This is a genomic window from Streptomyces sp. NPDC000075, from assembly GCF_040301925.1.
GTDB lineage: Bacteria > Actinomycetota > Actinomycetes > Streptomycetales > Streptomycetaceae > Streptomyces > Streptomyces polychromogenes.
Window position 1 is genome coordinate 1 of the sequence record NZ_JBEPFL010000029.1, and the last position, 22,606, is coordinate 22,606.

The 22,606-nt window shown below is 74.1% G+C and carries 20 protein-coding genes; 9 read left to right on the forward strand and 11 right to left on the reverse strand.

From position 1 onward, the window contains the following. Together ABT403_RS28265 and ABT403_RS28270 are read left to right on the forward strand one after the other, a co-directional pair. On the forward strand, positions 1–95 hold a 95-nt coding region (locus ABT403_RS28265; RefSeq protein WP_351650166.1), incomplete at its 5' end, for an adenosylhomocysteinase. A 101-nt stretch (positions 96–196) separates the two neighbouring features. After that, positions 197–820 (forward strand): maleylpyruvate isomerase family mycothiol-dependent enzyme, encoded by a 624-nt coding sequence (locus tag ABT403_RS28270; protein ID WP_344150920.1) that lies wholly within the window; start codon positions 197–199, stop codon positions 818–820. A 60-nt stretch (positions 821–880) separates the two neighbouring features. Here ABT403_RS28270 and ABT403_RS28275 read toward each other — a convergent pair whose 3' ends face one another. Then, positions 881–1,627, reverse strand: coding sequence for a PIG-L deacetylase family protein (locus ABT403_RS28275; RefSeq protein WP_344150187.1), 747 nt, complete (start codon positions 1,625–1,627; stop codon positions 881–883). 144 nt (positions 1,628–1,771) lie between these two features. On the opposite strand from ABT403_RS28275, the gene ABT403_RS28280 reads away from it, so the two are divergent. From ABT403_RS28280 to mshA, 3 genes are all read left to right on the forward strand, one after another. Continuing rightward, complete coding sequence (locus ABT403_RS28280) at positions 1,772–3,619, forward strand: asparagine synthetase B family protein (protein WP_344150190.1); 1,848 nt, start codon at positions 1,772–1,774, stop codon at positions 3,617–3,619. A 255-nt stretch (positions 3,620–3,874) separates the two neighbouring features. Next, positions 3,875–5,449 carry a class I tRNA ligase family protein gene (locus tag ABT403_RS28285; RefSeq protein ID WP_344150193.1) on the forward strand — a complete coding sequence of 525 codons (1,575 nt, stop codon included), beginning with the start codon at positions 3,875–3,877 and terminating at the stop codon, positions 5,447–5,449. Between the two features lie 149 nt (positions 5,450–5,598). Next, the gene (gene mshA / locus ABT403_RS28290) at positions 5,599–6,939 is read left to right on the forward strand and encodes a D-inositol-3-phosphate glycosyltransferase (protein ID WP_425580088.1); all 1,341 of its coding nucleotides are present in this window, start codon (positions 5,599–5,601) and stop codon (positions 6,937–6,939) included. A 345-nt stretch (positions 6,940–7,284) separates the two neighbouring features. On the opposite strand, the gene ABT403_RS28295 is transcribed toward mshA, so the two are convergent. The 9 genes from ABT403_RS28295 to ABT403_RS28335 form a co-directional block, all read right to left on the reverse strand. Continuing rightward, positions 7,285–8,337 (reverse strand): helix-turn-helix transcriptional regulator, encoded by a 1,053-nt coding sequence (locus ABT403_RS28295; RefSeq protein WP_344150196.1) that lies wholly within the window; start codon positions 8,335–8,337, stop codon positions 7,285–7,287. Positions 8,338–8,429: 92 nt separating this feature from the next. After that, complete coding sequence (locus ABT403_RS28300; protein WP_344150199.1) at positions 8,430–8,870, reverse strand: Fur family transcriptional regulator; 441 nt, start codon at positions 8,868–8,870, stop codon at positions 8,430–8,432. A gap of 104 nt (positions 8,871–8,974) precedes the next feature. Beyond that, positions 8,975–9,880 (reverse strand): class I SAM-dependent methyltransferase, encoded by a 906-nt coding sequence (locus ABT403_RS28305; RefSeq protein ID WP_344150202.1) that lies wholly within the window; start codon positions 9,878–9,880, stop codon positions 8,975–8,977. 191 nt (positions 9,881–10,071) lie between these two features. After that, positions 10,072–10,551, reverse strand: a complete 480-nt coding sequence (locus ABT403_RS28310; protein ID WP_344150205.1) for a GNAT family N-acetyltransferase — start codon at positions 10,549–10,551, stop codon at positions 10,072–10,074. Positions 10,552–10,681: 130 nt separating this feature from the next. Then, entirely contained in the window at positions 10,682–11,590 is a 909-nt protein-coding gene (locus ABT403_RS28315; RefSeq protein ID WP_344150208.1) for a M56 family metallopeptidase, read from the reverse strand. After that, positions 11,587–11,982 (reverse strand): BlaI/MecI/CopY family transcriptional regulator, encoded by a 396-nt coding sequence (locus ABT403_RS28320; RefSeq protein ID WP_344150211.1) that lies wholly within the window; start codon positions 11,980–11,982, stop codon positions 11,587–11,589. The genes ABT403_RS28315 and ABT403_RS28320 overlap by 4 nt, the downstream gene beginning before the upstream one ends. A 175-nt stretch (positions 11,983–12,157) precedes the next feature. Continuing rightward, positions 12,158–12,439 carry a metal-sensitive transcriptional regulator gene (locus ABT403_RS28325; RefSeq protein ID WP_344150214.1) on the reverse strand — a complete coding sequence of 94 codons (282 nt, stop codon included), beginning with the start codon at positions 12,437–12,439 and terminating at the stop codon, positions 12,158–12,160. 9 nt (positions 12,440–12,448) lie between these two features. Next, positions 12,449–14,707, reverse strand: coding sequence for a heavy metal translocating P-type ATPase (locus tag ABT403_RS28330; RefSeq protein WP_344150217.1), 2,259 nt, complete (start codon positions 14,705–14,707; stop codon positions 12,449–12,451). A 94-nt stretch (positions 14,708–14,801) separates the two neighbouring features. Continuing rightward, positions 14,802–15,089 (reverse strand): heavy-metal-associated domain-containing protein, encoded by a 288-nt coding sequence (locus ABT403_RS28335; protein WP_344150220.1) that lies wholly within the window; start codon positions 15,087–15,089, stop codon positions 14,802–14,804. A gap of 179 nt (positions 15,090–15,268) precedes the next feature. Between ABT403_RS28335 and ABT403_RS28340 the strand changes: the two genes are divergently transcribed. From ABT403_RS28340 to recQ, 3 genes are all read left to right on the forward strand, one after another. Continuing rightward, positions 15,269–16,237: a DUF8832 domain-containing protein gene (locus ABT403_RS28340; protein ID WP_344150223.1), complete on the forward strand. Its 969-nt coding sequence runs from the start codon at positions 15,269–15,271 to the stop codon at positions 16,235–16,237. Between the two features lie 87 nt (positions 16,238–16,324). Then, complete coding sequence (locus ABT403_RS28345; RefSeq protein WP_425580089.1) at positions 16,325–16,606, forward strand: metal-sensitive transcriptional regulator; 282 nt, start codon at positions 16,325–16,327, stop codon at positions 16,604–16,606. A 98-nt stretch (positions 16,607–16,704) separates the two neighbouring features. Next, positions 16,705–18,771, forward strand: a complete 2,067-nt coding sequence (gene recQ / locus ABT403_RS28350) for a DNA helicase RecQ (RefSeq protein ID WP_344150226.1) — start codon at positions 16,705–16,707, stop codon at positions 18,769–18,771. A gap of 43 nt (positions 18,772–18,814) precedes the next feature. Here recQ and ABT403_RS28355 read toward each other — a convergent pair whose 3' ends face one another. Beyond that, on the reverse strand, positions 18,815–21,199 hold the full coding sequence (locus tag ABT403_RS28355; RefSeq protein WP_344150229.1) for an ATP-binding cassette domain-containing protein: 2,385 nt from the start codon (positions 21,197–21,199) through the stop codon (positions 18,815–18,817). Positions 21,200–21,657: 458 nt separating this feature from the next. Here ABT403_RS28355 and ABT403_RS28360 point away from each other — a divergent pair, with 458 nt between their 5' ends. Continuing rightward, on the forward strand, positions 21,658–22,599 hold the full coding sequence (locus ABT403_RS28360; RefSeq protein WP_344150232.1) for an NAD-dependent epimerase/dehydratase family protein: 942 nt from the start codon (positions 21,658–21,660) through the stop codon (positions 22,597–22,599). The last annotated feature ends 7 nt before the right edge of the window (positions 22,600–22,606 follow it).

Sequence of the window (22,606 nt, forward strand, 5' to 3'; positions counted from 1 at the left end):
TGGGCGTGAAGCTGACGACGCTGCGTCCGGAGCAGGCGGAGTACATCGGCGTCAAGGTCGAGGGCCCGTACAAGCCCGACCACTACCGCTACTGAGCGCCGGGGACACCGTGGACACCATCGTGCAGACCGCTCCGGCCCTCGCGCCGGACACCGTGGCGGATGCCCCCGACGTACGGGACCCGTGGCTCCCGGACATGCTGCTGCGCACCGAACGGGACGCGCTGATCCCGCTGCTGCGCCGCACACCGGAGGCCTCGTACGGGCTGCGGACCGCCTGTCCGGGCTGGACCGCCCGGGACGTGCTCGCCCACTGCGCCGCCGCCCTCATCCGGATCGTCGAGGGCCGGCTGGAGGAGGGGGTCTTCCTCCCCGCCGCCAACGCCGCCGACGTGGCCGAGCGCGCGCACTGGCCGGTGGGCCGGATCGTCGACGAGCTGGAGCGCGGGTTCACGGAGGCGGGTGCGGTCATCGCCGCGGGTGACGGCACGCTGGACGCGGTGGCCCTGGGGGAGTGGATCCACGCGGGCGACGTCCGCGAGGCCTTTGGGGAGCCGGGCGCGTACGCCGGGAGCAGCCTGGCCCTCGCCCTGCCCCTGCTGCGCGTGACCAGCCGCAAACGCGAGACGCCCCGGCTGATCGCCGACATCGACGGTCACGCCGGAGCGCTGGAACTGGGCAACGAGGTGGACGGCCGGCCGCCGGCCCGGTTCAGCGGTGACGCGGCGACGCTGATCCGGATCTACTCGGGCCGTCCGCTGGTCGCCACCCGCTACGAACTGGCGGGCGCGACCGAAGGGGAACTGCTCATCTATCGGTGAGACCGGTGAGACCGGTGAGCCTGGAGGGCCGTTCGGGCCGGGACCCGGCCCGGACCGCCCTCACCCCTCGATCCGTACGACCTGGAAGGCCTCCGCCATCCGGCCCGCGGGCAGCCCCGCCGTCCGTGCGTGCTCGCCCAGCCACTCCCGCAGCAGTCCCGCCAGGTCGTCGAAGTGGGCGGTCTGGGAGGTGTGGATGCGCAGCGCCTCGACCTTCCGGTCGAAGACCGGGGTGACGTCCACGTACTGGTTCGGGGTCGGTCCGGTCATCAGCCACAGCTCGGGCACGATCCACGGCTCCAGCCCCTCCTCCTTGAGCAGGGAAGGATGGGCGAACGGGTTGCGGGCCTCGGGGTAGATGGCCCGGAGGGCGGCGTCGCCCACCGCCCGGTGGTCCGGGTGCAGGTCGGCTATGCGGGACCAGTTGATCTCCGGGCTCGGGATGACGGCCCGCTGCGGACGGACCTCCCGGATCACCCGGCACAGGTCGCGGCGCAGCTCCACGCTCGGCTCGACGTAACCGTCGGGGTAGCCGAGGAAGCGCACGTCGTCGACGCCGCTGCGCTTGGCCGAATGGACCTGCTCGGCCCGGCGGAGGTCGCCCATGGCCTGGCGGGGGAGCCGTTCGTCGTAGCCGCCGGCGCCGCCGTCCGTGACGATGCAGTACGTCACGCGCTTCGTGCCCTGCGCGATCCACCGCATGACCGTCCCGCTGACGCAGAACTCGATGTCGTCCGGGTGCGCGGCCACGACCAGCAGGGATTCGGGTGCGCTGCGGTCAATGTGATTGGTCGCGAAGTGTTCCATGAGATCAGCCTCTTGGGCGTGACCGTGGCCCGCAAGGCGGCTCCTTTGGCGTACTCGCGACATGTCGCCTGTACGCCACCTGCGGACTTCACCGCACCACATCGCTCAGGAACCACGTGCGCGTGGGAAGCGGAGGCGCCCGGCATGTGCAGGATCTTCGGTTCCCTCTCGGCCGCGCCGGCCCTCCCCGACCCGGGTGAACTCGCCGCCGTCTCCGCCCGGCAGCGGCACGGCGGCCCCGACGAGCACCGGGTGCTGCGCGGGCCCGGCTGGTCCCTGGGCTGTGACCGGCTCGCCGTCACCGACCCGCGCGGCGGGAGCCAGCCGTACCGGCTGGCGCATCTGCCGGGGATCACGGCCGTGTTCAACGGCGAGATCTGCAACCACACCGAGCTGCGGCGCGAACTCGCCGCCCGTGGCCACCGGTTCCCCGACGGGTGCGACGGCACCCTGCTGCCCGCGCTGTACGCCGAGTACGGGCCGGACTTCGCGCGGCGCCTCGACGGCATGTTCGCCGTCGCCGTGCTCGACCTGCGCGCCGCCCCCCGGCTGGTGCTCGCCGTCGATCCGCTCGGGATCAAGCCCCTCCACCACCACCAGGGCCCGGACGGGACGTTCCGTTTCGCCTCGGAGATCCCGGCACTGCTGGCCTTCGACGGGGTGCGGGCCGTTCCGCGCGAGGACAGCCTCGACACCGTCCTGTGCCTGCGCACCCCGGTCTCGGCCCGCACCGCGCTGGAGGGGATCGGCCTGCTGCCGCCGGGCGCGACCGCCGTCGTGCGGCCGGGCCGGGCACCCGTCGTACGGCGCCGGCCCCCCGGCCCCGGCGCCGCGGAGACCGCCCCCGAGGCGGCGGGGGAGGGCGTCCGGGAGCCGCTGCGCCGCGAGGTGCGGCGCCTGGCGCGGGCCGACGTGCCGGTGTGCGTGCTCACCAGCGGCGGCCTCGCCTCCGGCCTGGTCACGGCGCTGGCCGCCGAGGAGGCCCGGGCGGCCGGGGCCCCCGCCCCGCACACCTTCCACCTGGCCCTGCGCGGCCGCCCGCCCGGTGCCGAGGACGCCCGGGCCCGCCAGACGGCCCGGCGCGCCCGCACCGTCCACCACGAGGTCTTCCTCGACCCGGCTGAACTGCCCTCGCTGCTCACCCGTACCACCCGCCACCTGGGGCAGCCGGACGCCGACCCCGCCGCCCTCCTCGCGTACGCCCTCTTCCGGACGGTCCGGCAGGCCGGCTACACCGTCGCCCTGACCGGGGACGGCGCCGACGAGCTGTTCGGCGCCCCCGCACGCCTGCACGCCGCCGCCTCCCCCTCCGGCGGTGACTGGGCCGCCTCCTACACCGACGCGCTGGGCGCCGCCCCCCGGATGCTCCGCTCCTGGCTCTACACGTGCGATTACCGCGCCCACCTCGCCGGTGAGGGCTCCGCCGCCGACCGCGTCGAGCGGGAGCTGCGCTCCCGGCCGGACGGCGACCGGCTCGCCGCCGTCACCGCCTTCGAGACCCGCTGGCGGCTGCCCGCCGGACCCCTGCGCCGGGCCGACCACCTGGGCATGGCCTGGGCGGTCGAGGCCAGGATGCCGTTCTGCCGGCCCGCCCTCATCGCGCACGCCCGCACCCTCGCACACGCCCGCACCCTCGCGCCCGCCCGCACCCTCGCGCCCGCCGCCGTACCGGACCGGCGGGCCCTGTACGGGGCCGGGCGGGGGCTGCTGCCCGAAGCCGTGGCGCGCCGTCCCCGGCAGCCGCCCGCCCTGCCCCTCGCCGCGCTGATCGCGCCCGGCGGCCCGCTCCTGGAGCCGGTGCGCGAACTCCTGTCCCCGCGGCGGCTGGCCCGGGACGGGCGGCTGCGGCCCGAACGGGTCCGGGCCCTGCTGGAACGCCAGTTGGAGCGGCCCTCCGAGGCTGACGCGCTCGCCCTGTGGGCGCTGGCCGCGCACGAGCTGTGGACCGAAGTGGTCCGGGGCATGCGCGTCCCGCTCGATCACGCCGCCTGAACGGCCCTACCGGGTAACGGCGTTGGCCCCGTGGGCGCGCCACGGAGCCGCCCGGCCGACCGGCCGGTACCTCCTGGCGTGTCCACGCAACGGCGTGAACGCGCAGCCGCATAGCAGACCGTACGGTTCGTTTCTCTGTCACGCTGGTACGGCACCCCGGGCTTCCCGGCGGCGGGCAGCGGCCCGCCCGCCCCGACCGCTCATCCCGTGCCGAGCCCCGCTGCGTACTGCGCACCACAACGTCAAGGAGGTCCCATGAGCACCCCCGTATGGATCACCGCGACCCCGCCGGCCACCCACGGCGAACTCCACGTCGGCCACCTCGCGGGCCCCTACGTCGCGGCGGACGTCCTGTCGCGCTACCTGAGGGCCGAAGGCGAGCCCGTCCTGTTCACCACGGGCACGGCCGACCACAACAGCTCCGTGCACGCCCGCGCCCTGCGCGCGGGCCGCAAGCCGGAGGAGGTCGCGGAGGGGTACCGGGCGGCGATCACCTCGGACTGGCTGCGCTCGGGCGTGGAGTTCGACCACGTCGTGCGCCCCCGCCAGGACAAGGGCTACGGACGCTGGCTCGCGGACCTCTTCCGGCGCCTGCACGCCGAGGGCGTCATCGCCGCCCGCACCCGCCTCACCCCGTACTGCGAGTCCTGCGAGCGCTGGCTCCACGGGGCCCACGTCACCGGGACCTGCCCGCACTGCACCGCCCCCAGCGACGGCGGCATGTGCCACGAGTGCGCCCGCCCCAACGACGGCGGCGACCTCCTGGAACCCCGCTGCGCCCAGTGCGGCTCCGCGGCCGTGCCCCGGCGCTGCCGCCGGCTCTACGTCCCGCTGGAGCCGCACCGGGAGGCCCTCGCCGAGTACTGGGCCACCGCCGGCCTGCCGCCACGCCTGGCCGCGCTCTGCGAGTCCCTCGTCGAGGACGGCCTGCCCGACATCGCGGTGGCCCACCCCGCCGAGTGGGGGCTGCCCGTCCCGGTCGACGGCTTCCCCGAGCACCGGATCGACGGCTGCTTCGAGGCCGCCGCCATGCACCTGTTCGGCTACGGCGACCAGGCCCTGCCCGAACGGGCCATCCACTTCTGCGGCTTCGGCCACGCCTTCTGCCACGCCGTACTGCTGCCGGTCCTGCTCTTCGCCCAGGGCGTCAAGCTGCCGCAGCACTTCTGCGTCAACGAGGCGTACGTCGTCGAGGACGAGGCCCTGGTCTGGGGCTCCGGCCAGAAGGCCTGGGCCCTGGACCTGATCACCGAGTACGGCTCCGACACGCTGCGCCGGCACGTCCTCCAGGCCCGGCCGCTGGGCCGGCGCACCGAGTTCCGCCCCGAGCGGCTCGCCGCCGCCCGCCGGGAACTGGACGAGAGCTGGAACAGCTGGCTGGCGCGGCTGTTCGCGGCCGTCCGGGAGGAGTGCGCCGGACTGGCCCCGGCGGCCCTGCCCGGCGGCGCCGGCTGGGAGGTGCTGGAACGGCGGCTGCTGCGCGGCGTGGAAGACCTGCGCGAGGCCTACTCGCCGGAGTCCTTCGACCCCCGCCGGGCGGTCGCCCTGCTCGACGAGATGGTGCGCTCGGCGGCCGACTTCGGCCACGTCAACGCGCACGAGGCGCACCGCCCCACGGCGGACAGCCGCCACCTCCCGGCGCTCGCGGCGCAGCTGGCGGTGGCCCGGGCGCTCGCCGCCTGGGCGCGGCCGGTGATGCCCGAGGGCGCGGACCGGCTGGCCGCCGCCCTCAAGACGCCGCCCGGCGGCCCGGTTTCGGCGGCCGCCCTGCTCCCGCCCGCCCCGGGCACCCGGCTGGCCCCGACCTCGGGCCCGGTGTTCGGCTTCTGACCGGCCCCGGCCCGTGCCGTCGCCCCCCACACGACGGCACGCCCCGCACCACCGCACCACAGCGAGACGACCACCCTCCTTCGCCGCGTGACCGCGCGCCGGTCACCCGGCGGTGCGGGGCGCGCGGCCTCTCCCCGTAGGAGTTCCACGTGTCCCTGCGCGTCGCCATGCTCAGCGTCCACACCTCACCGCTGCACCAGCCGGGCACCGGGGACGCGGGCGGCATGAACGTCTACATGGTCCAGCTCTCCCGGGCCCTCGCCGAACAGGGCGTCGAGGTGGACCTGTTCACCCGCTGCCGGGGCGAGGAGCACCCGGACCCGGCCGGCCTCGGCCCCGGTGTCCGGGTGCGCCACCTGGAGGCGGGACCGCGCGCGCCCCTGCCCAAGGAGGACATGCCCGCCCTGGTGGTGCCGTTCTCGCTGGCGCTGCTCAAGGAGGAGCGGCGCTACGACCTGGTCCACTCGCACTACTGGCTCTCCGGCCAGGCCGGGCGCATCGCGGCCGCCGGGTGGCGGATCCCGTTCGTGCACACCGCCCACACCCTGGCCCGGGTCAAGAACGCGGCCCTCGCCGAGGGCGACGCCCCCGAGCCGGAGCTGCGGATCCGCGGCGAGCACCAGGTCGTCGGCTCCGCCGACCGGCTGATCGCCAACACCGGCGACGAGGCCCGGGCGCTGCGCGAGCTGTACGGGGCCGACGCCGGCCGGACGCAGATCGTCCGGCCGGGCGTGGACCTGGGAACCTTCGGTCCCGGTGGGGGCAGGGCGGCGGCGCGGGCCCGGCTGGGCCTGCCGGCCGACGCGTTCGTCCCCCTCTACGCGGGCCGCATCCAGCCCCTCAAGGGGCCCGACGTGATGGTCCGCGCGGTCGCCGCCCTGCTGGAGCGGGCCCCGCACCTGCGCGCGCGGACCCTCGTCCCGGTGGTGGGCGGCAACTCGGGTGCCGGTCCGCGCGGGGAGGCCTGGGAACTGGCCCGCGAACTCGGGGTGTCGGACGTACTGCGTCACCACCCGCCCGTACCGCAGGAGGAACTGGCGCTCTGGTACCGGGCGGCGGACGTCCTCATGGTTCCCTCGCGCAGTGAGTCCTTCGGACTGGTCGCGCTGGAGGCGCAGGCGTGCGGGACCCCGGTGCTGGCCTCGGCGGTCGGCGGGCTGCCGACCGCCGTGCGCGACGGGGAGACGGGGCTGCTCGTCCACGGCAACGATCCGCGGGAGTACGCCCGCCGGCTGCTCTGGCTCGCCGAACACCCCGCCGAGGCCGCGGTGATGGGCCGGGCCGCGGTCGCCCACGCCCGCGGTATGAGCTGGGCCGGAGCGGCGGCCGCGACGCTGGAGGTGTACCGGGAGGTCCTGCGTGAGGAAGGGGCGCGGCCGGGTGCGGACATGAGTGAGGCAGGAGCGGCGGCACGCTCCTGCCTCGCCGACACCTCTCCCCTGGAGGGCCGAGAAGGCCGGAATTCCACCCTAGCAGCTCTTTTGGGCTGACCAAAGGTGCGCAAGCGTAACGTCTGTATGAACTCCTTCAGATCCGCCTCAGGTGCGCTATAGGGAACTGGCCCGCTCCTGGAATCCATACGATAATGGAGAAGTCTTCGAAGGAATTCCGGCGGCACGGATCCACGGAGACGAAAACGACCTTTCGTAATTCCTGGAGGAATCATGTCCGCTGCTCACACCGTCACCGTCCGCCCGCTCTGTACGCTCCGCGACAACGGCAACGGCTGGGACTGAACTGCCGGTCACCGCGGCGGACAAGACCCCGCGATCGCCCTTCCGGGCGGTCGCGGGGTTTTCGTTTCCGGTCATTGCGGACGAGGGACGCCCCCTTGATCAGTCGAGCCAGCCGAGCCGCTGTGCGCGTACTCCCGCCTCGAACCGGCTGGACGCACCCATTTCCTGCATCAGCTCGGACAGCATTCGGCTCACCGTCCGCAGGGAAACCCCCAGGGTCCGGGCGACCTTTTCGTCCTTCATTCCCGACGCCAGCATCTTCAGGGCCGCCCGCTGCTGTTCGGACAATCCGTCGCCGCCGAGTTCCGGCGCCACGTCGTCGCCGTAGGGGGTGGCGGCGTGCCAGCAGTGCTCGTACAGCGCCAGGTACGAGCGGACCAGGGCCGGGCCGCGGGCGAGGATCGCGCCGGCCGCCCGGTCGTCGGGGTGCACGGGCAGGACGGCGAACTGCTGGTCCGCGATGATCATGTTCATCGGGACGGCGGGGGAGAGGCGGATCTCCACACCGGCCTCGACCCGGCGCCGGAGCATCTCCACCGCCTCCGGCGAGGTGGTGATCCGCTGGTGGTAGATGGCGCGGATGCGCACCCCGTTGTCGATCTGCCGGCGGTCGCGGCTCAGCACCCGGTCCGCGACCTCCCGTACCAGGGCGGTGACGTGCATGGACGTCAGATCGTGCCGGATGACGTCGGTGATGTCCTCCAGTACCTGCTGGATCCGCCCGTAGTCGTCGAGGATCTCCACCTCGACCTCGGACCCGCTCAGCGTGCCCGGCCGCAGGAACCTTCCGACCAGCGTCTCCAGCGCGCTGTACGCGCGGTCCGACTCGTCCAGGTGCTCGCGCAGCCGCTCGCGCTCGCGCTGGAGCATCCGCAGCAGCGCGATCTCGGGGTCGACGGCGGCGACGGCGTCCGGGCCCGGACGCCAGGCGCCGGACTGGAGGTCGGCGCGGGTGGCGTGGGTGGTGCCCGTGGGCACGATGAGGCCGAGCGCGATCAGCTCCTCGCGCCACTTCTCCCGCTCCTCGGGCGGGAGCGCGAGCTCCTCGAAGGCGTCGTTGAGGTTGGACACCCCGCGCAGGCGCAGCTCCTGATAGAGGGCCAGCACCCTGTCGGCCGACTGGACGCCGTCCCTGCCATCCCCCGTTGCCATCGCGAAGCGACCCCCTCGTCTTACGAATCGACAGTCACACTTTGGCACATGCCAATGTGATTGCGAGGAGGTGGGCGTGCGAGAGGTCCGGATCAGTCCCGGGAGGCGTGCGCGCAGTCGGGGCAGAGCCCCTTGAAGACGACCTCCGCGCCCCCGTTCATCCGCCAGGCGGCGAGGGCGTCGCCCGCCGGCTCCGGCACCTCGGCCTCTACGTTCTCCACCCGGCCGCAGCGCACGCACAGCGCGTGCTGGTGCGGCGGACCGGAGATCTCGAACACGGCGGGCAGACCGGGGCGGTCGAACTTCGTGGCCAGGCCGGTCTCCAGGAAGTGCCGCAGCATCTCGTAGACGGCCTGGCTGGTGAGGGTCCCCAGCCGGTCACGGGCGGTGGCCGTGATGGACTCGACGTCCATGTGCCCGCCCGCCGCCAGGACTTGGAGCACTTCCAGGCGCGGCCCGGTGACCCGCAGTCCCACGTCGCGGAGGCGCTGGATCACTGCCTCGCGGCCGGTCGACTCCTCCACGACAGCCATCACTGCGCCACCATCCGCCATCTGGTCGACTCAAACCTTTGGGGGCATCGTACCTCTTGCGAGTCCTTCTCGAGCGGGAGGAGCGGAAAGGGGACGGGCCCGCGTCAGCCGGCCGCCCGGCACACGAGCAGGACGCTCTCGGTGCGCTCGTCCACCCGGTGGGAGCGGCGCCGTTCCACGCGCAGCCCCGCCGCGTCGAGCTCGGCGGCGAGGGCCTCCGGGTCGACGATCCACTTCTCGGTGGCCCGCACCACGCGCTCGGTGCGCACCTTGCCCGTGCGCACGGAGTGGTAGGTGATCCGCTCGCCCATCGTGTCCAGGTCGAAGACCTGCCGGGCCACGGTCCACTCCTCCACCCCGTCGAACCGGGGCACCTGGAACACCCAGGTGCGCCGGGGTTCCTCGGAGAGCCCGCGCAGCCCGTGGGCGGTGTAGTCGAGGGCCAGGGTGCCGCCCGGCTCCAGGTGTCCGGCGATCTCCCGCAGCAGCCCGGGGCGGGCGTGGGGCGGCACCGCCGAGATCATCGCCCCGGCCAGCAGGGCCAGCCGGTACGTCCCCCGCAGGCGCAGGTCCGCCAGATCGGCCCGGGTGGTGACCAGGAGCCGCGAGACCTGCGGCCCGATCCGCCGGCCCCAGGCCCGCAGCCGCTCCAGGCCGGCCGGGTCCCGGTCCACCGCCTCGACGGGGAACCCGTGCCGGGCGAACGGCACCGCCAGGCGCCCCGCCCCGCAGCCCAGGTCCAGGACCGGCCCGCCGCAGGCCCGCGCGAGGCGCAGGTAGCCGACGATGTCCGCGCTGTACGGGCCGAGCAGCGCGTCGTGCAGCCAGCCGGAGTCCTCGTCCACCGGGGCGGCCGACTCCAGACCGGGCAGGTGGTCCGCCGGGGCCGGCGCGGGCGTGCCGTAGTGGGCGGGGAGCCGGGAGCCGGCCGGTGGGGGCGGCGGGACCGGCGCGAACACCGCGGGCACGACCGGCATGACGGGCAGGGGAGTGCCGCTCGGTGTGTGCATCGCTCCTCCAGGGGCTCGCTCGGTCCAGCCGTCCGGGGCGTGGCTCCCGTGCCGCCGGGGGACCGCGCCGCTGGTCACATCCTGTCCCGGGGGCGGGCGCCGGGGCCAGCGTTGCCGGCTGCGTGAACACGCGATGGCGTGGATCTGCCACGCTCCCGTGGAGGACGTGGAGGACGGGGAGCGGCGGTCCGTCAGAGGGTGCGGCCGAGGCGGACCGCGGTGAGCGGGGTGAACCCGTGGTGGGTGAAGAACGGCAGGCCCGGGGCCCGTTCGGCGGGGAGGGTGATCCGCTGGGACGCCGCCCCGTGCGTCCGCATCCGCGTCCCGGCGGCCGCCAGCAGGGCCGTGCCGACCCCCTGCCGGCGGTGGGCCGGGGAGGTGCACAGGGCGTAGAGCTCGCCCTCGGAGGGGAAGGGGACCCCGCCCGAGACGGCCCCCACGACGGTGCCGTCGGCGTCGGCGGCGACCAGCCAGCCGAGCCAGGTGGGCGCTCCGCCGGGAATTTCAATTTCCGCCCGAATGCGGGGGAGCGAGCAATGGTCCGACACCAGCCGGCCGACGCGCATTTCTCCGAGGAGGCTGCCGTAGTCCTCGCGTATGGCCTCGGCGAGGAGCCGGGAAATCGCCGCAGCGTCACGCGGAACCGCCGTCCGCACGTCAGCCAGCAGCATCTATCCCCCACCTCTCGCCGTGCCGGTCCTGAGCCCGCACGCGCCCACAATAGCGGCCAATTCGAGCGGCCGGGGTCGGGGGGAAATCTACGAATTGGCTTAGTAAATAACGGGGTTGCCGGTCCCGCTATCAACGGGTCCAACAACAGAGGGCGACCAGGGGGACGATGGCCGACGCCGAGGCGGCCACCGAGAACAGTCCGCGCAGCACCGGACGCCCCGTCCCGCGCGGCCCCAGGATGCGGCGCATCCGCACCGCCGCCGACGGACCGCCCGCCGCGAACGCCTTGTGCGGCGCCCGCCCGGTCGCCAGCGCGTACAGCGCCGCGGCCAGCGCGTCGCTCGAACAGCGGCGCAGCGCCCGGTCGTCGGCGGCCATCTCCACCAGCAGCGGCACCGTCCGCCCGCCGATCCGGGCCAGCGGGAGCCGGCGGAACACCGACGCGTACGCCCCCGCCGCCGCCACCAGCAGATGGTGCCGGCCGCCGATGTGGGCCCGCTCGTGCGCGAGCGCGGCGGCCAGCTCCCGCTCCGTCAGCACCTCCAGCGCCCCCGTCGAGACCACGACCCGGCGCGAACGCCCCGGCAGGCAGTACACGGCCGGACGCGGGTCCTCCAGTACGGTCACCCCCAGCCGCCCGTCGTACCGGCCCACCAGCCGCAGCAGTTCGGCGTGCCGGGTCCGGGCCCGGCGCGCCCGCAGCAGCTCCCGTACGAAACCGGTCCCGGGCACCGCCAGCACCGCGAGCGCCGCCAGCGCGGCGAGGGCCTCGCGGGGCGTCGCGCCGAGCAGCCGGCCGGGCGAGGGCGGGTCGAGCGTCAGCACCATGTCGACCAGCCGGTGGCTGGTCCGCTCGGGCAGCAGCAGCTGCGCCGGCAGCATCGCCGTGGACGCCGCGAACAGGGCCCCGCATAGGATCCACACGGCCAGCCCCAGCCGGGGCGCCTGCTGCGCCCATGCGGCGCGGACCAGCATCCACGGCAGCAACAGCCCGGTGACCAGGGCCAGCCCCAGCGGCGGCAGCACGTGGTGGTTCACCGGGCCTCACCCGCCGCACCCGAGGGACGCTCGCAGCGGGCGGCGCGCAGGGCCTCGTCCAGCGCCTCCACGTCCTCGTGGGACATCCGCTCCACGAACCGCAGCAGCGTGGCCCGGCGGTCCTGGCTGTCGCCGAGCGCGTCCTGCATCAGCGCCGCGGTGTACTCCTCGCGGCTGCGCACCGCCTGGTACATCCACGCCCGGCCGGACTTCTCCCGGCTCAGCCAGCCCTTGCGGTACAGGATGTCGGCCACGGTCATCACGGTGGTGTAGGCGACCTGGCGGCCCCGGTTGATGTCGTCGACGATCTCCCGGACGGAGGCGGGGCGTTCCCACTGCCACACCCGGTCCATGATCTCGGCTTCCAGCTCTCCCAGCCGGCGTACGCGCATGCTCGTAGCCCTCCCCTCGGCAGCGGCTCATCGTACGGCCCGCCCTCGCGGCGCGGTCATACCCCGGCCCGGTACACCGGCCCCCCGGCGGCGGCCCGGCGGCGGCCCGGAAAGCCGGGAGCCCCTCCACACGGTCCGTCGTGTGGAGGGGCTCCCGGATCCCGCGGCCGCCGGGCTACGCGCGGATCAGCCGGGCGATGGCCTTGCTCGCCTCGCCGACCTTGACCCTGGCCTCGTCCCTGCCCCGGGCGATGGCCTCGGTGACGCAGCAGGCGAGGTGCTCGTCGAGCAGCGTCACGGCGCAGGACTGGAGTGCCGCGTTGATCGCGGACACCTGGGTCAGGACGTCGACGCAGTAGACGTCCTCGGCGACCATCCGCTGGACGCCGCGGACCTGGCCCTCGATCCGCCGCAGGCGCCGGATGACGTCTTCCTTGTGTTCTGCAGGACCGGCCACGGGGGCTCCTCAGTTGGAGGCGGCCCTGAAGCCGCGCAGACGCAGGCTGTTGCCGACGACGAAGACCGAGGAGAAGGCCATGGCCGCTCCGGCGATCATCGGGTTGAGCAGTCCGGCCGCGGCGAGCGGCAGGGCGGCCACGTTGTAGGCGAAGGCCCAGAACAGGTTCGAGCGGATCGTGCCGAGCGTCTTGCGGGCGAGCCGGATGGCGTCGGCCGCCGAGCGCAGGTCTCCCCGTACGAGGGTCAGGTCGCCGGCCTCGATGGCGGCGTCGGTGCCGGTGCCCATGGCCAGGCCCAGGTCGGCCTGGGCCAGGGCGGCCGCGTCGTTGACCCCGTCGCCGACCATCGCGACGCTGCGGCCCTCGGACTGGAGCCGCTTGACGACGTCCACCTTGTCCTGCGGCATGACCTCGGCGATGACCTCGTCGATGCCGACCTCGCGGGCCACCGACTCGGCCACGGCCTTGTTGTCGCCGGTCAGCAGGATCGGGGTCAGGCCCAGGGCGCGCAGCCGGCGGATCGCCTCGGCGCTGGTGTCCTTGACGGCGTCCGCGACCTCCAGCACCGCGCGCGCCTCGCCGTCCCAGGCCACCGCGATGGCGGTGCGCCCGGCCGACTCGGCGTCGGACTTGGCGCGCTCCAGGTGCGGGGGCAGCTCCATCGCCCACTCGGCGAGCAGCTTGCCGCGGCCGACCAGGACGGCGTGGCCCTCGACGACGCCCTGGACGCCCAGGCCCGGGATGTTGGCGAAGTCCTCGGGGACGGGCAGGGTCCCGACGCGGGCGGCGGCGCCCGCGGCGACGGCCTGGGCGATGGGGTGCTCGGAGGCGTGCTCCAGGGCTCCGGCCAGGCGCAGGACGTCGGTCTCGGCGGTGCCCTCGGTGGTGTGCACGTGCAGCAGGGTCATCCGGCCGGTGGTGACGGTGCCGGTCTTGTCCAGGACGATGGTGTCGACCTTGCGGGTGGACTCCAGGACCTCGGGGCCCTTGATCAGGATGCCGAGCTGGGCGCCGCGCCCGGTGCCGACCAGGAGGGCGGTCGGGGTGGCGAGGCCCAGGGCGCAGGGGCAGGCGATGATCAGGACGGCGACGGCGGCGGTGAAGGCGGCCGAGAGGCCGGAGCCGGTGCCGAGCCAGAAGCCGAGGGTGGCCAGGGCGATGGCGATGACGACCGGCACGAACACGGCGGAGATCTTGTCGGCGAGCCGCTGGGCGGCGGCCTTGCCGTTCTGCGCGTCCTCGACCAGCCGGGCCATGCGGGAGAGCTGGGTGTCGGAGCCGACCCGGGTGGCCTCGACGACCAGGCGGCCGCCGGCGTTGAGGGTGGCGCCGGTGACGGAGTCGCCGACGGAGACCTCGACGGGTACGGACTCGCCGGTGAGCATCGAGGCGTCCACGGCGGAGGATCCCTCGACGACGGTGCCGTCGGTGGCGATCTTCTCGCCCGGCCGGACCAGGAAGCGGTCGCCGACCTGGAGGTCGGCCGTGGGTACGGTCACCTCGTGGCCGCCGCGCAGCACGGTGACCTCCTTGGCGCCCAGCTCCAGCAGCGCCTTGAGGGCGGCGCCGGCCTTGCGCTTGGACTTCGCCTCGAAGTACCGGCCGGCCAGGATGAAGGTGGTGACGCCGGCTGCGGCCTCCAGGTAGATGTTCCCGGCGCCGTCGGTGCGGGCGATGGTGAACTCGAAGGCGTGCCGCATGCCGGGGGTGCCGGCCGTACCGAAGAACAGGGCCCACAGGGACCACAGGAACGCGGCGATGGTGCCCACCGAGATCAGGGTGTCCATGGTGGCCGCGCCGTGCTTGGCGTTGGTCCAGGCGGCGCGGTGGAAGGGCCAGGCGGCGTACGTGACCACGGGCGCGGCCAGGGTCAGCGAGAGCCACTGCCAGAAGTCGATCTGGAGCGCGGGGACCATGGCCATCGCGATGACGGGCACGGACAGGACGACGGCGGTGGTGAGCCGCTGGCGCAGCGGGGCCAGCTCGTCGGCCTCGGCCGGCTCCTCCCCGGGACCGGACGCGGCGGAGGAGCGCGGCGGCGCGGGCTCGTGCGCGGTGTAGCCGGTGGCCTCGACGGTGGCGATCAGGTCCGCGACGGAGATGTCGGCGTCGAAGGTGACCTTCGCCTTCTCGGTGGCGTAGTTGACGGTCGCCTCGACGCCGTCCATCCGGTTGAGCTTCTTCTCGATGCGTGCCGCGCACGAGGCGCAGGTCATGCCGCCGATGGCGAGCTCGACCTGGGCGGCGCCGGGGGTGATGGTGGTCATGAGTGCTGCTCCTCGTTCGAGCGCGGGGTCGGTGCCGGGGCCCGGTGGACGGACGGGGCCCCGGCGTCCGGGTGGGTCGGGGTGGGGCGGGGCGTCAGGCCCGGCCGGTGAGCTCGTAGCCGGCGTCGTCGACCGCCTCGGCGATCGCGGCGTCGTCCGGCTCGCCGGCCGTGGTCACGGTGACCGTGCCGCCGTCCACGTCCACGTCCACCGAGAGGACCCCGGCGAGCGCGCCGACGGACCCGGTGATGGCGGTCCGGCAGTGTCCGCAGCTCATGCCGGACACGCGGTAGACGGTGGCGGTGCTGTCGACGACGGCGACGGTGGTCGTGGTCTCACCGTTGGAGGCGCAGGCGCCATCGGGGGAACAGCAGGAAGACATGGGCTTCTCCTTGATCGTTCAGATACCCTCGGGGGGTATCCGGGCTCTGACTCCAGATATACCCCCCCTAGGTATCCGTCCGCAAGAGTTTCCCGCGCTTGACTTGATACCCCCTGGGGGTATGGTGGAGATCCATTGAACCGCTGTACGCGGCATCTACGTCGTACGGGAGACCAGGCATGAACACCGGAGTGAAGATCACCGCCTTCGCCGCCGCACTCGCGGGGGCCTTCGGCGCCGCCTACGGGGTCGGGGCGGGCGTCGGCCCCGTGGGCGAGCCGGCGAAGGCGGAACACGCGAGCCACGCGAGCCAGGCGAAGGCGCCGGCCGCGGAAGGCGGACACGGCGGCCACGAGCAGGCCGCGGCCCAGGGCCCGGCGGCCGGCGGCCTCCAGGTCTCCGACGCCGGCTACACCCTGAGCCTGGACACCCCGAGCATCGCCCCGGGCCAGGGCGAGCTCAGGTTCTCGGTCAAGGACGCGGCCGGCCGCAAGGTCACCGGCTACAAGACCGAGCACGGCAAGGAACTGCACTTCATCGTCGCCTCGCGCGACCTCACGGTCTTCCGCCACCTGCACCCGGTGCGCGCGCAGGACGGCACCTGGTCCACCCCCGTCGACCTGCCCGCCGCCGGCGCCTACAAGGCCTTCGCCGACTTCGCCCCCTCGGACGGGGCCGCGAAGAACGTCACCCTGGGCGCGGACCTCACCGTCCCCGGCGCCTACGCGCCGAATCCGATGCCCCCGGTCGCCCCCACCGCCGAGGTGGACGGCTACCAGGTGGCGCTCGGCGGGACCCTGGCCCCCGGCAAGCCCGGCGAACTGAAGCTCACCGTCAGCAAGGACGGCCGGCCCGTCACCGACCTGGAGCCCTACCTCGGGGCGTACGGACACCTCGTCGCCCTGCGCGACGGCGACCTCGCCTACCTGCACGTCCACCCCAACGAGGGCGGCCCCGGCCCGGACGTCTCCTTCACGGCCACGGCCCCCAGCGCCGGCACCTACCGGCTCTTCCTGGACTTCCAGCACCAGGGCAAGGTCCGCACCGCCGCCTTCACCGTCCGGGCCGGCGGCGACGGGACGGCCCCCGCCCCCGCCGCGCAGCCCGCACAGCCGGCCGGGGAGGAGTCGGGCGGTCACTCCCACTGACCGCCCGGCGGAACATCCCGCGGCCCGTCCTCGTTGTCGACATACCCCCCAGGGGTAAAGAAGGCCCGATGAAGGGAAGCGATCGCCGTGCCCGGTTACACCTCCCACAAGGACGACGTCCTCAAGCGGCTGCGCCGCATCGAAGGCCAGGTGCGCGGCCTCCAGCGCATGGTCGAGGAGGGGACGTACTGCATCGACGTGCTCACCCAGGTCAGCGCCGCCACCAAGGCCCTGCAGTCCTTCGGGCTGACCATGATGGAGGACCACCTGCACTCCTGCGTCGCGGACGCCATCGCCGAGGGCGGGGACCAGGCCCGCGACAAGGTCGAGGAGGCCTCGCGGGCCATCGCCCGCCTGGTCCGCGCCTGAGGCGGCGCCCCGTGCGCCCGGGTCCGGGCCGGCCCCCGGCGGGAGCCGGCCCGGACGGACGGGACGGGAGTGTCACGGGGTGCCGCTAGGCTTCTCGGATGGCCCTTTCGGACGCTTCCCCCGAGATCTCAGACGAGGTCCCCGAGGCATTGCGCGTGCTCCACCGCGTCTTCGGATACAGCTCCTTCCGCGGTGAGCAGCAGGAGATCATCGAGCAGCTGATCGGCGGCGGCGACGCCCTCGTGCTGATGCCCACCGGCGGCGGCAAGTCGCTCTGCTACCAGATCCCGGCGCTCGTCAGAGAAGGCACGGGCATCGTGATCTCCCCGCTGATCGCGCTGATGCAGGACCAGGTGGACGCGCTCACCGCCCTCGGCGTCCGGGCCGGGTTCCTCAACTCGACGCAGGACCCCTACGAGCGGCAGGCCGTGGAACAGGCCTTCCTCGCCGACGAGCTCGACCTGCTCTACCTCGCCCCCGAGCGGCTGCGCACCGAGGGGACCCAGCGCCTGCTCGACCGGGGCAAGGTCTCCCTGTTCGCCATCGACGAGGCGCACTGCGTCGCCCAGTGGGGCCACGACTTCCGGCCCGACTACCTCGCGCTGTCGATGCTGCACGAGCGCTGGCCCAAGGTGCCCCGCATCGCCCTCACCGCGACGGCCACCGAGGCCACCCACGCCGAGATCGCCAAGCGGCTGGGTCTGGAGGACGCCAGGCACTTCGTCGCCAGCTTCGACCGGCCGAACATCCAGTACCGCATCGTCCCCAAGGACAACCCGGCCCGGCAGCTGCTGGAGCTGATCCGCACCGAGCACGACGGGGACGCCGGAGTCGTCTACTGCCTGTCCCGCGCGTCGGTGGAGAAGACCGCCGCCTTCCTGGTGGAACAGGGCATCGACGCCGTCCCGTACCACGCCGGCATGGACTCCCGGGCGCGCGCCGCCAACCAGGCCCGCTTCCTGCGCGAGGACGGGGTCGTGGTGGTCGCCACGATCGCCTTCGGCATGGGCATCGACAAGCCCGACGTCCGCTTCGTCGCCCACCTCGACCTGCCCAAGTCCGTCGAGGGCTACTACCAGGAGACCGGCCGCGCCGGCCGTGACGGCGAGCCCGCCACGGCCTGGCTCGCGTACGGCCTCCAGGACGTGGTCCAGCAGCGCAAGCTCATCGACGGCTCCGAGGGCGACGACGCCCACCGCCGCTCCCTGGGCATGCACCTGGACGCCATGCTCGCCCTCTGCGAGACGGTCGACTGCCGCCGGCAGCGGCTGCTGGAGTACTTCGGCCAGCACGGCGGCCCCTGCGGCAACTGCGACACCTGCCTGACCCCCGCCGAGTCCTGGGACGGCACGGTCGCCGCGCAGAAGCTGCTGTCCACGGTGTGGCGGCTGGCCAAGGAGCGCCGCCAGAAGTTCGGCGCCGGCCAGATCATCGACATCCTCCAGGGCAAGAAGACCGCCAAGGTCATCCAGTTCGACCACGACGGGCTCTCGGTGTTCGGCGTCGGCGCGGACCTGGGCACCGCCGAGTGGCGCGGCGTCGTCCGGCAGCTGCTGGCGCTGCGGCTGCTGGCCGTCGAGGGCGACTACGGCACCCTCGTCCTCACCGACGCCAGCGGCGAGGTGCTGGGCGGGCGCCGCACCGTCCAGATGCGCAAGGAGAAGAAGGCGCCGGCCGCCTCCCGCAAGGAGTCCGGGTCCCGCTCCGGGAAGGGAGCCCGCGTCCCCGTCGACCTGCCGCCGGCCGCCGTTCCGGTCTTCGAGGCCCTGCGCGCCTGGCGGGCGGCGACCGCCCGCGAGCAGGGTGTCCCGGCGTACGTCGTCTTCCACGACGCCACGCTGAGGGAGATCGCGACCCGGCTGCCCGGCACGGTCGGGGAACTGGGCGGCATCGGCGGCGTCGGCGAGGCCAAGCTCGCCAAGTACGCCGAGGGCCTCCTCGACGCCCTGGCCGCGTGCCGCGCCGACGGGGCCGTCGCCACCGAGGCGCCCGCCACCGCAGCGCCCGCCGCCGGCGAGCCCGCCGCAGGGGCGCCCCGCGCCGCCGTTCCGGCGCCCGCCGCCGCGCCCCGCACGACGGCGCAGGCCCCCGAGGAGCCGCCGTTCGAGGAGGAACCGCCCTTCGACCTCGACGAGATGGACCCGCCGTGGGACGACTGGCGCTGACCCGCTGACGGGGCGGCCCGCCCGGGCCGCCCCCAGCGGGCCGTCAGGCGCCCACGTACGCCGCGAGGTGCTCGCCCGTGAGCGTGGACCGGGCGGCCACCAGCTCCGCCGGGGTCCCCTCGAAGACGACCCGGCCGCCGTCGTGCCCCGCGCCCGGACCGAGGTCGATGATCCGGTCGGCGTGCGCCATGACCGCCTGGTGGTGCTCGATCACGATCACCGACTTGCCGGAGTCCACCAGCCGGTCCAGCAGGCCCAGCAGGTGCTCCACATCGGCCAGGTGCAGGCCCGCGGTCGGCTCGTCCAGGACGTAGATCCCGCCCTTCTCGCCCATGTGCGTGGCCAGCTTCAGCCGCTGCCGCTCACCGCCCGACAGGGTGGTCAGCGGCTGGCCCAGGGTCAGGTAGCCGAGCCCGACGTCCACCAGCCGCTCCAGGATCCGGTGCGCGGCCGGCGTGCGCGCCTCGCCCGAGCCGAAGAACCCCTCCGCCTCCGCCACCGGCATCTCCAGCACCTCACTGATGTCCCGGCCGCCGAGCCGGTACTCCAGCACCGACGCGTCGAACCGCTTCCCCTCGCAGTCCTCGCACGTGGTGGCGACCCCCGCCATCATCGCCAGGTCGGTGTAGACCACCCCGGCACCGTTGCAGGTGGGGCAGGCGCCCTCGGAGTTGGCGCTGAACAGCGCCGGCTTCACCCCGTTGGCCTTGGCGAACGCCTTGCGGATCGGCTCCAGCAGCCCCGTGTACGTCGCCGGGTTGCTCCGCCGCGAGCCCCGGATCGGCGCCTGGTCCACCGACACCACCCCCGCCGAGGCCGGCACGGAGCCGTGGATGAGCGAGCTCTTGCCCGAACCGGCCACGCCCGTCACCACGGTGAGCACCCCGAGCGGAACGTCCACGTCGACCCCGCGCAGGTTGTGCGCCGACGCCCCGCGGATCTCCAGCGCCCCCGAGGGCACGCGCGGCGACTCCTTGAGCCGGGCCCGGTCGTCGAAGTGCCGCCCGGTGACGGTGCCGCTGGCCCGCAGCCCCTCCACACCGCCCTCGAAGCACACCGTGCCGCCCGCCGCACCGGCGCCCGGCCCCAGGTCGACGACGTGGTCGGCGATCGCGATGACCTCCGGCTTGTGCTCCACGACCAGCACCGTGTTGCCCTTGTCGCGCAGCCGCAGCAGCAGCCCGTTCATCCGCTCGATGTCGTGCGGGTGCAGACCCGTCGTGGGCTCGTCGAAGACGTACGTGACGTCGGTCAGCGCCGAGCCGAGGTGGCGGATCATCTTGACGCGCTGCGCCTCGCCGCCCGACAGCGTGCCCGCCGGCCGGTCCAGCGACAGGTAACCCAGCCCGATCTCCACGAACGAGTCGAGGGTCTGCCGCAGGGTGGCCAGCAGCGGCGCCACCGAGGGCTCGTCGAGACCGCTCACCCACTTGGCCAGGTCGCTGATCTGCATCGCGCACGCGTCGGCGATGCTGATCCCCTTGATCTTCGAGGACCGCGCGCCCGCGCTCAGCCGGGTGCCCTCGCAGTCGGGACAGGTGGTGAAGGTGACCGCCCGCTCCACGAACTCCCGGATGTGCGGCTGCATCGCCTCCTTGTCCTTGGCCAGCATCGACTTGCGGATCCGCGGGATCAGCCCCTCGTACGTCATGTTGATGCCGGCGATCTTCATCCTGACCGGCTCGCGGTACAGGAAGTCGGCCAGCTGCCTCTTCGTGAACGAACGGATCGGCTCGTCCGGGGCGAAGAGGCCCGACTCGGCGTAGAGGCGGTGATTCCAGCCGCCGGGCTTGTAGCCGGGGATGGTGAGCGCCCCCTCGTCGAGGGACTTCGACTCGTCGAAGAGCTGGGCGAGGTCGAGGTCGTTGACCGTGCCCCGGCCCTCGCAGCGCGGGCACATGCCGCCGGTGACGCTGAACTCGCGCCGCTCCCTCACCTTCTGCCCGCCGCGCTCCAGGGTGACCGCGCCCGCGCCGCTGACCGAGGCCACGTTGAAGGAGTACGCCTTCGGGCCGCCGATGTGCGGGGCGCCGAGCCGGCTGAAGAGGATCCGCAGCATCGCGTTGGCGTCGGTGGCCGTGCCCACCGTGGAACGGGGGTCGCCGCCCATCCGCTGCTGGTCGACGGCGATCACCGTCGTCAGCCCGTCCAGCACGTCCACGTCGGGACGGGCCGCCGCGGGCATGAAGCCCTGCACGAAGGCGCTGTACGTCTCGTTGATCAGCCGCTGCGACTCCGCCGCGACCGTGTCGAACACGAGCGAGCTCTTGCCCGAGCCGGAGACACCGGTGAACACCGTCAGCCGCCGCTTGGGGATCTCGACGCTGACGTCCTTGAGGTTGTTCTCGCGCGCCCCGTGCACGCGGATCATGTCGTGGCCGTCGGCGGCGTGCGGTGCGGGCCTGTCGTTCTTCGTGCCCCTGCTCATCGTCTCTCCCTCGTCGGCGCGGCCGCGGCGGCGTCCCTCGGCGCCCGGCCGTTCCACGCTACGACAGGGCCCGGGGCCGCCGCTTCTCCTGTCGTGACCGGTCCGGGCGGGCGGGCAGGGCCGGGCGGTCCTCCGCGCGGAGGGCCGGCAGCCGGGCACCGGCCCGAGGGCCCCGCCCGGCGGACGCAGGGTTCCGGCCAATCATGCCGCTCCTGCGGACGGGACGGCGCGCGGTCAGCGGGGCCTGCTGATCGCGAGCGTGCGGAGCCGACGGGACGCCCGGGTCCGGTGAACCGTGTGGACGGGCGATCGGGAGACCGGCAACGGGCACGTCACCGGGGGCTCCGGAACATCGCGGAACGACCGCCGCGGGCGCTTCCGGCAGGGGTGGGGGTTTCGGCCGCGGGCCCGGGGGGCGTCACCGCCGCCCGCCCCGGGGCCCGCGCTAGTGTGCGTACGTGAACACTCATGTCGTCATAGGTTTCGGCCCCGCCGGTGCCGCCACCGCACGGCTGCTCGTCGAGCAGGGCCACGCGGTGAAGGTCGTCACCACGTCGGGCCGCAGTCCGGAGCCCGGGATCGAGCACGTCGCGCTGGACGCGAAGGACAGCGGGCGGCTCACCGAGACGGTACGGGGCGCGGCCGCGCTCTACGGCTGCGCCGCACCGCCCTACCACCGCTGGGCGGGGGAGTGGCCGGCGCTGGCCTCCTCGCTCTGCACGGCGGCCGAGGCGACCGGGGCGGTGCTGGTCATGCTGGGCAACCTCTACGGGTACGGGCCCGTGGACGGCCCCCTGACCGAGGACCTGCCCCTCGCGGCGACCGGCACCAAGGGACGGGTGCGCGCCGCCGTCTGGGAGCAGGCGCGCGACCTGCACGCGCAGGGCCGGATCAGGGCCGTCGAAGTCCGCGCCTCCGACTTCTTCGGGCCCGGCGTCACCGACGGCGGGCACCTGGCGGCGCGGGTGCTGCCGCCGCTGCTGCGCGGCAAGCCCGTCTCCACCCTCGGCGACCCGGACGCCCCGCACAGCTGGACGTACCTGCCCGACGTGGCCCGGGCCCTGACCGAGGTCGCGGGCGACGAGCGGGCCTGGGGCCGGGCCTGGCACGTCCCGACCGAACCGGCGCTGTCCGTCCGGGAGATGGTCGGCCGGCTCGCCGCCCAGGCCGGCACCGGACCCGTCGCCGTCCGCGGCGTCCCGCCCCTCGCCCTGGCCGTGGGCGGGCTGTTCTCCCCGCTGCTGCGCGAACTCAAGGAGATCCGCTACCAGTTCGACCGCCCGTTCACGGTCGACTCGACGGCCTACGAGACCGCGTTCGCGACCCGGGCCACCCCCCTGGACCAGCAGGTCAAGGCGACGGTGGACTGGTGGCGCGAACGCCTGGCCACCACCGGGTGACGGCTTC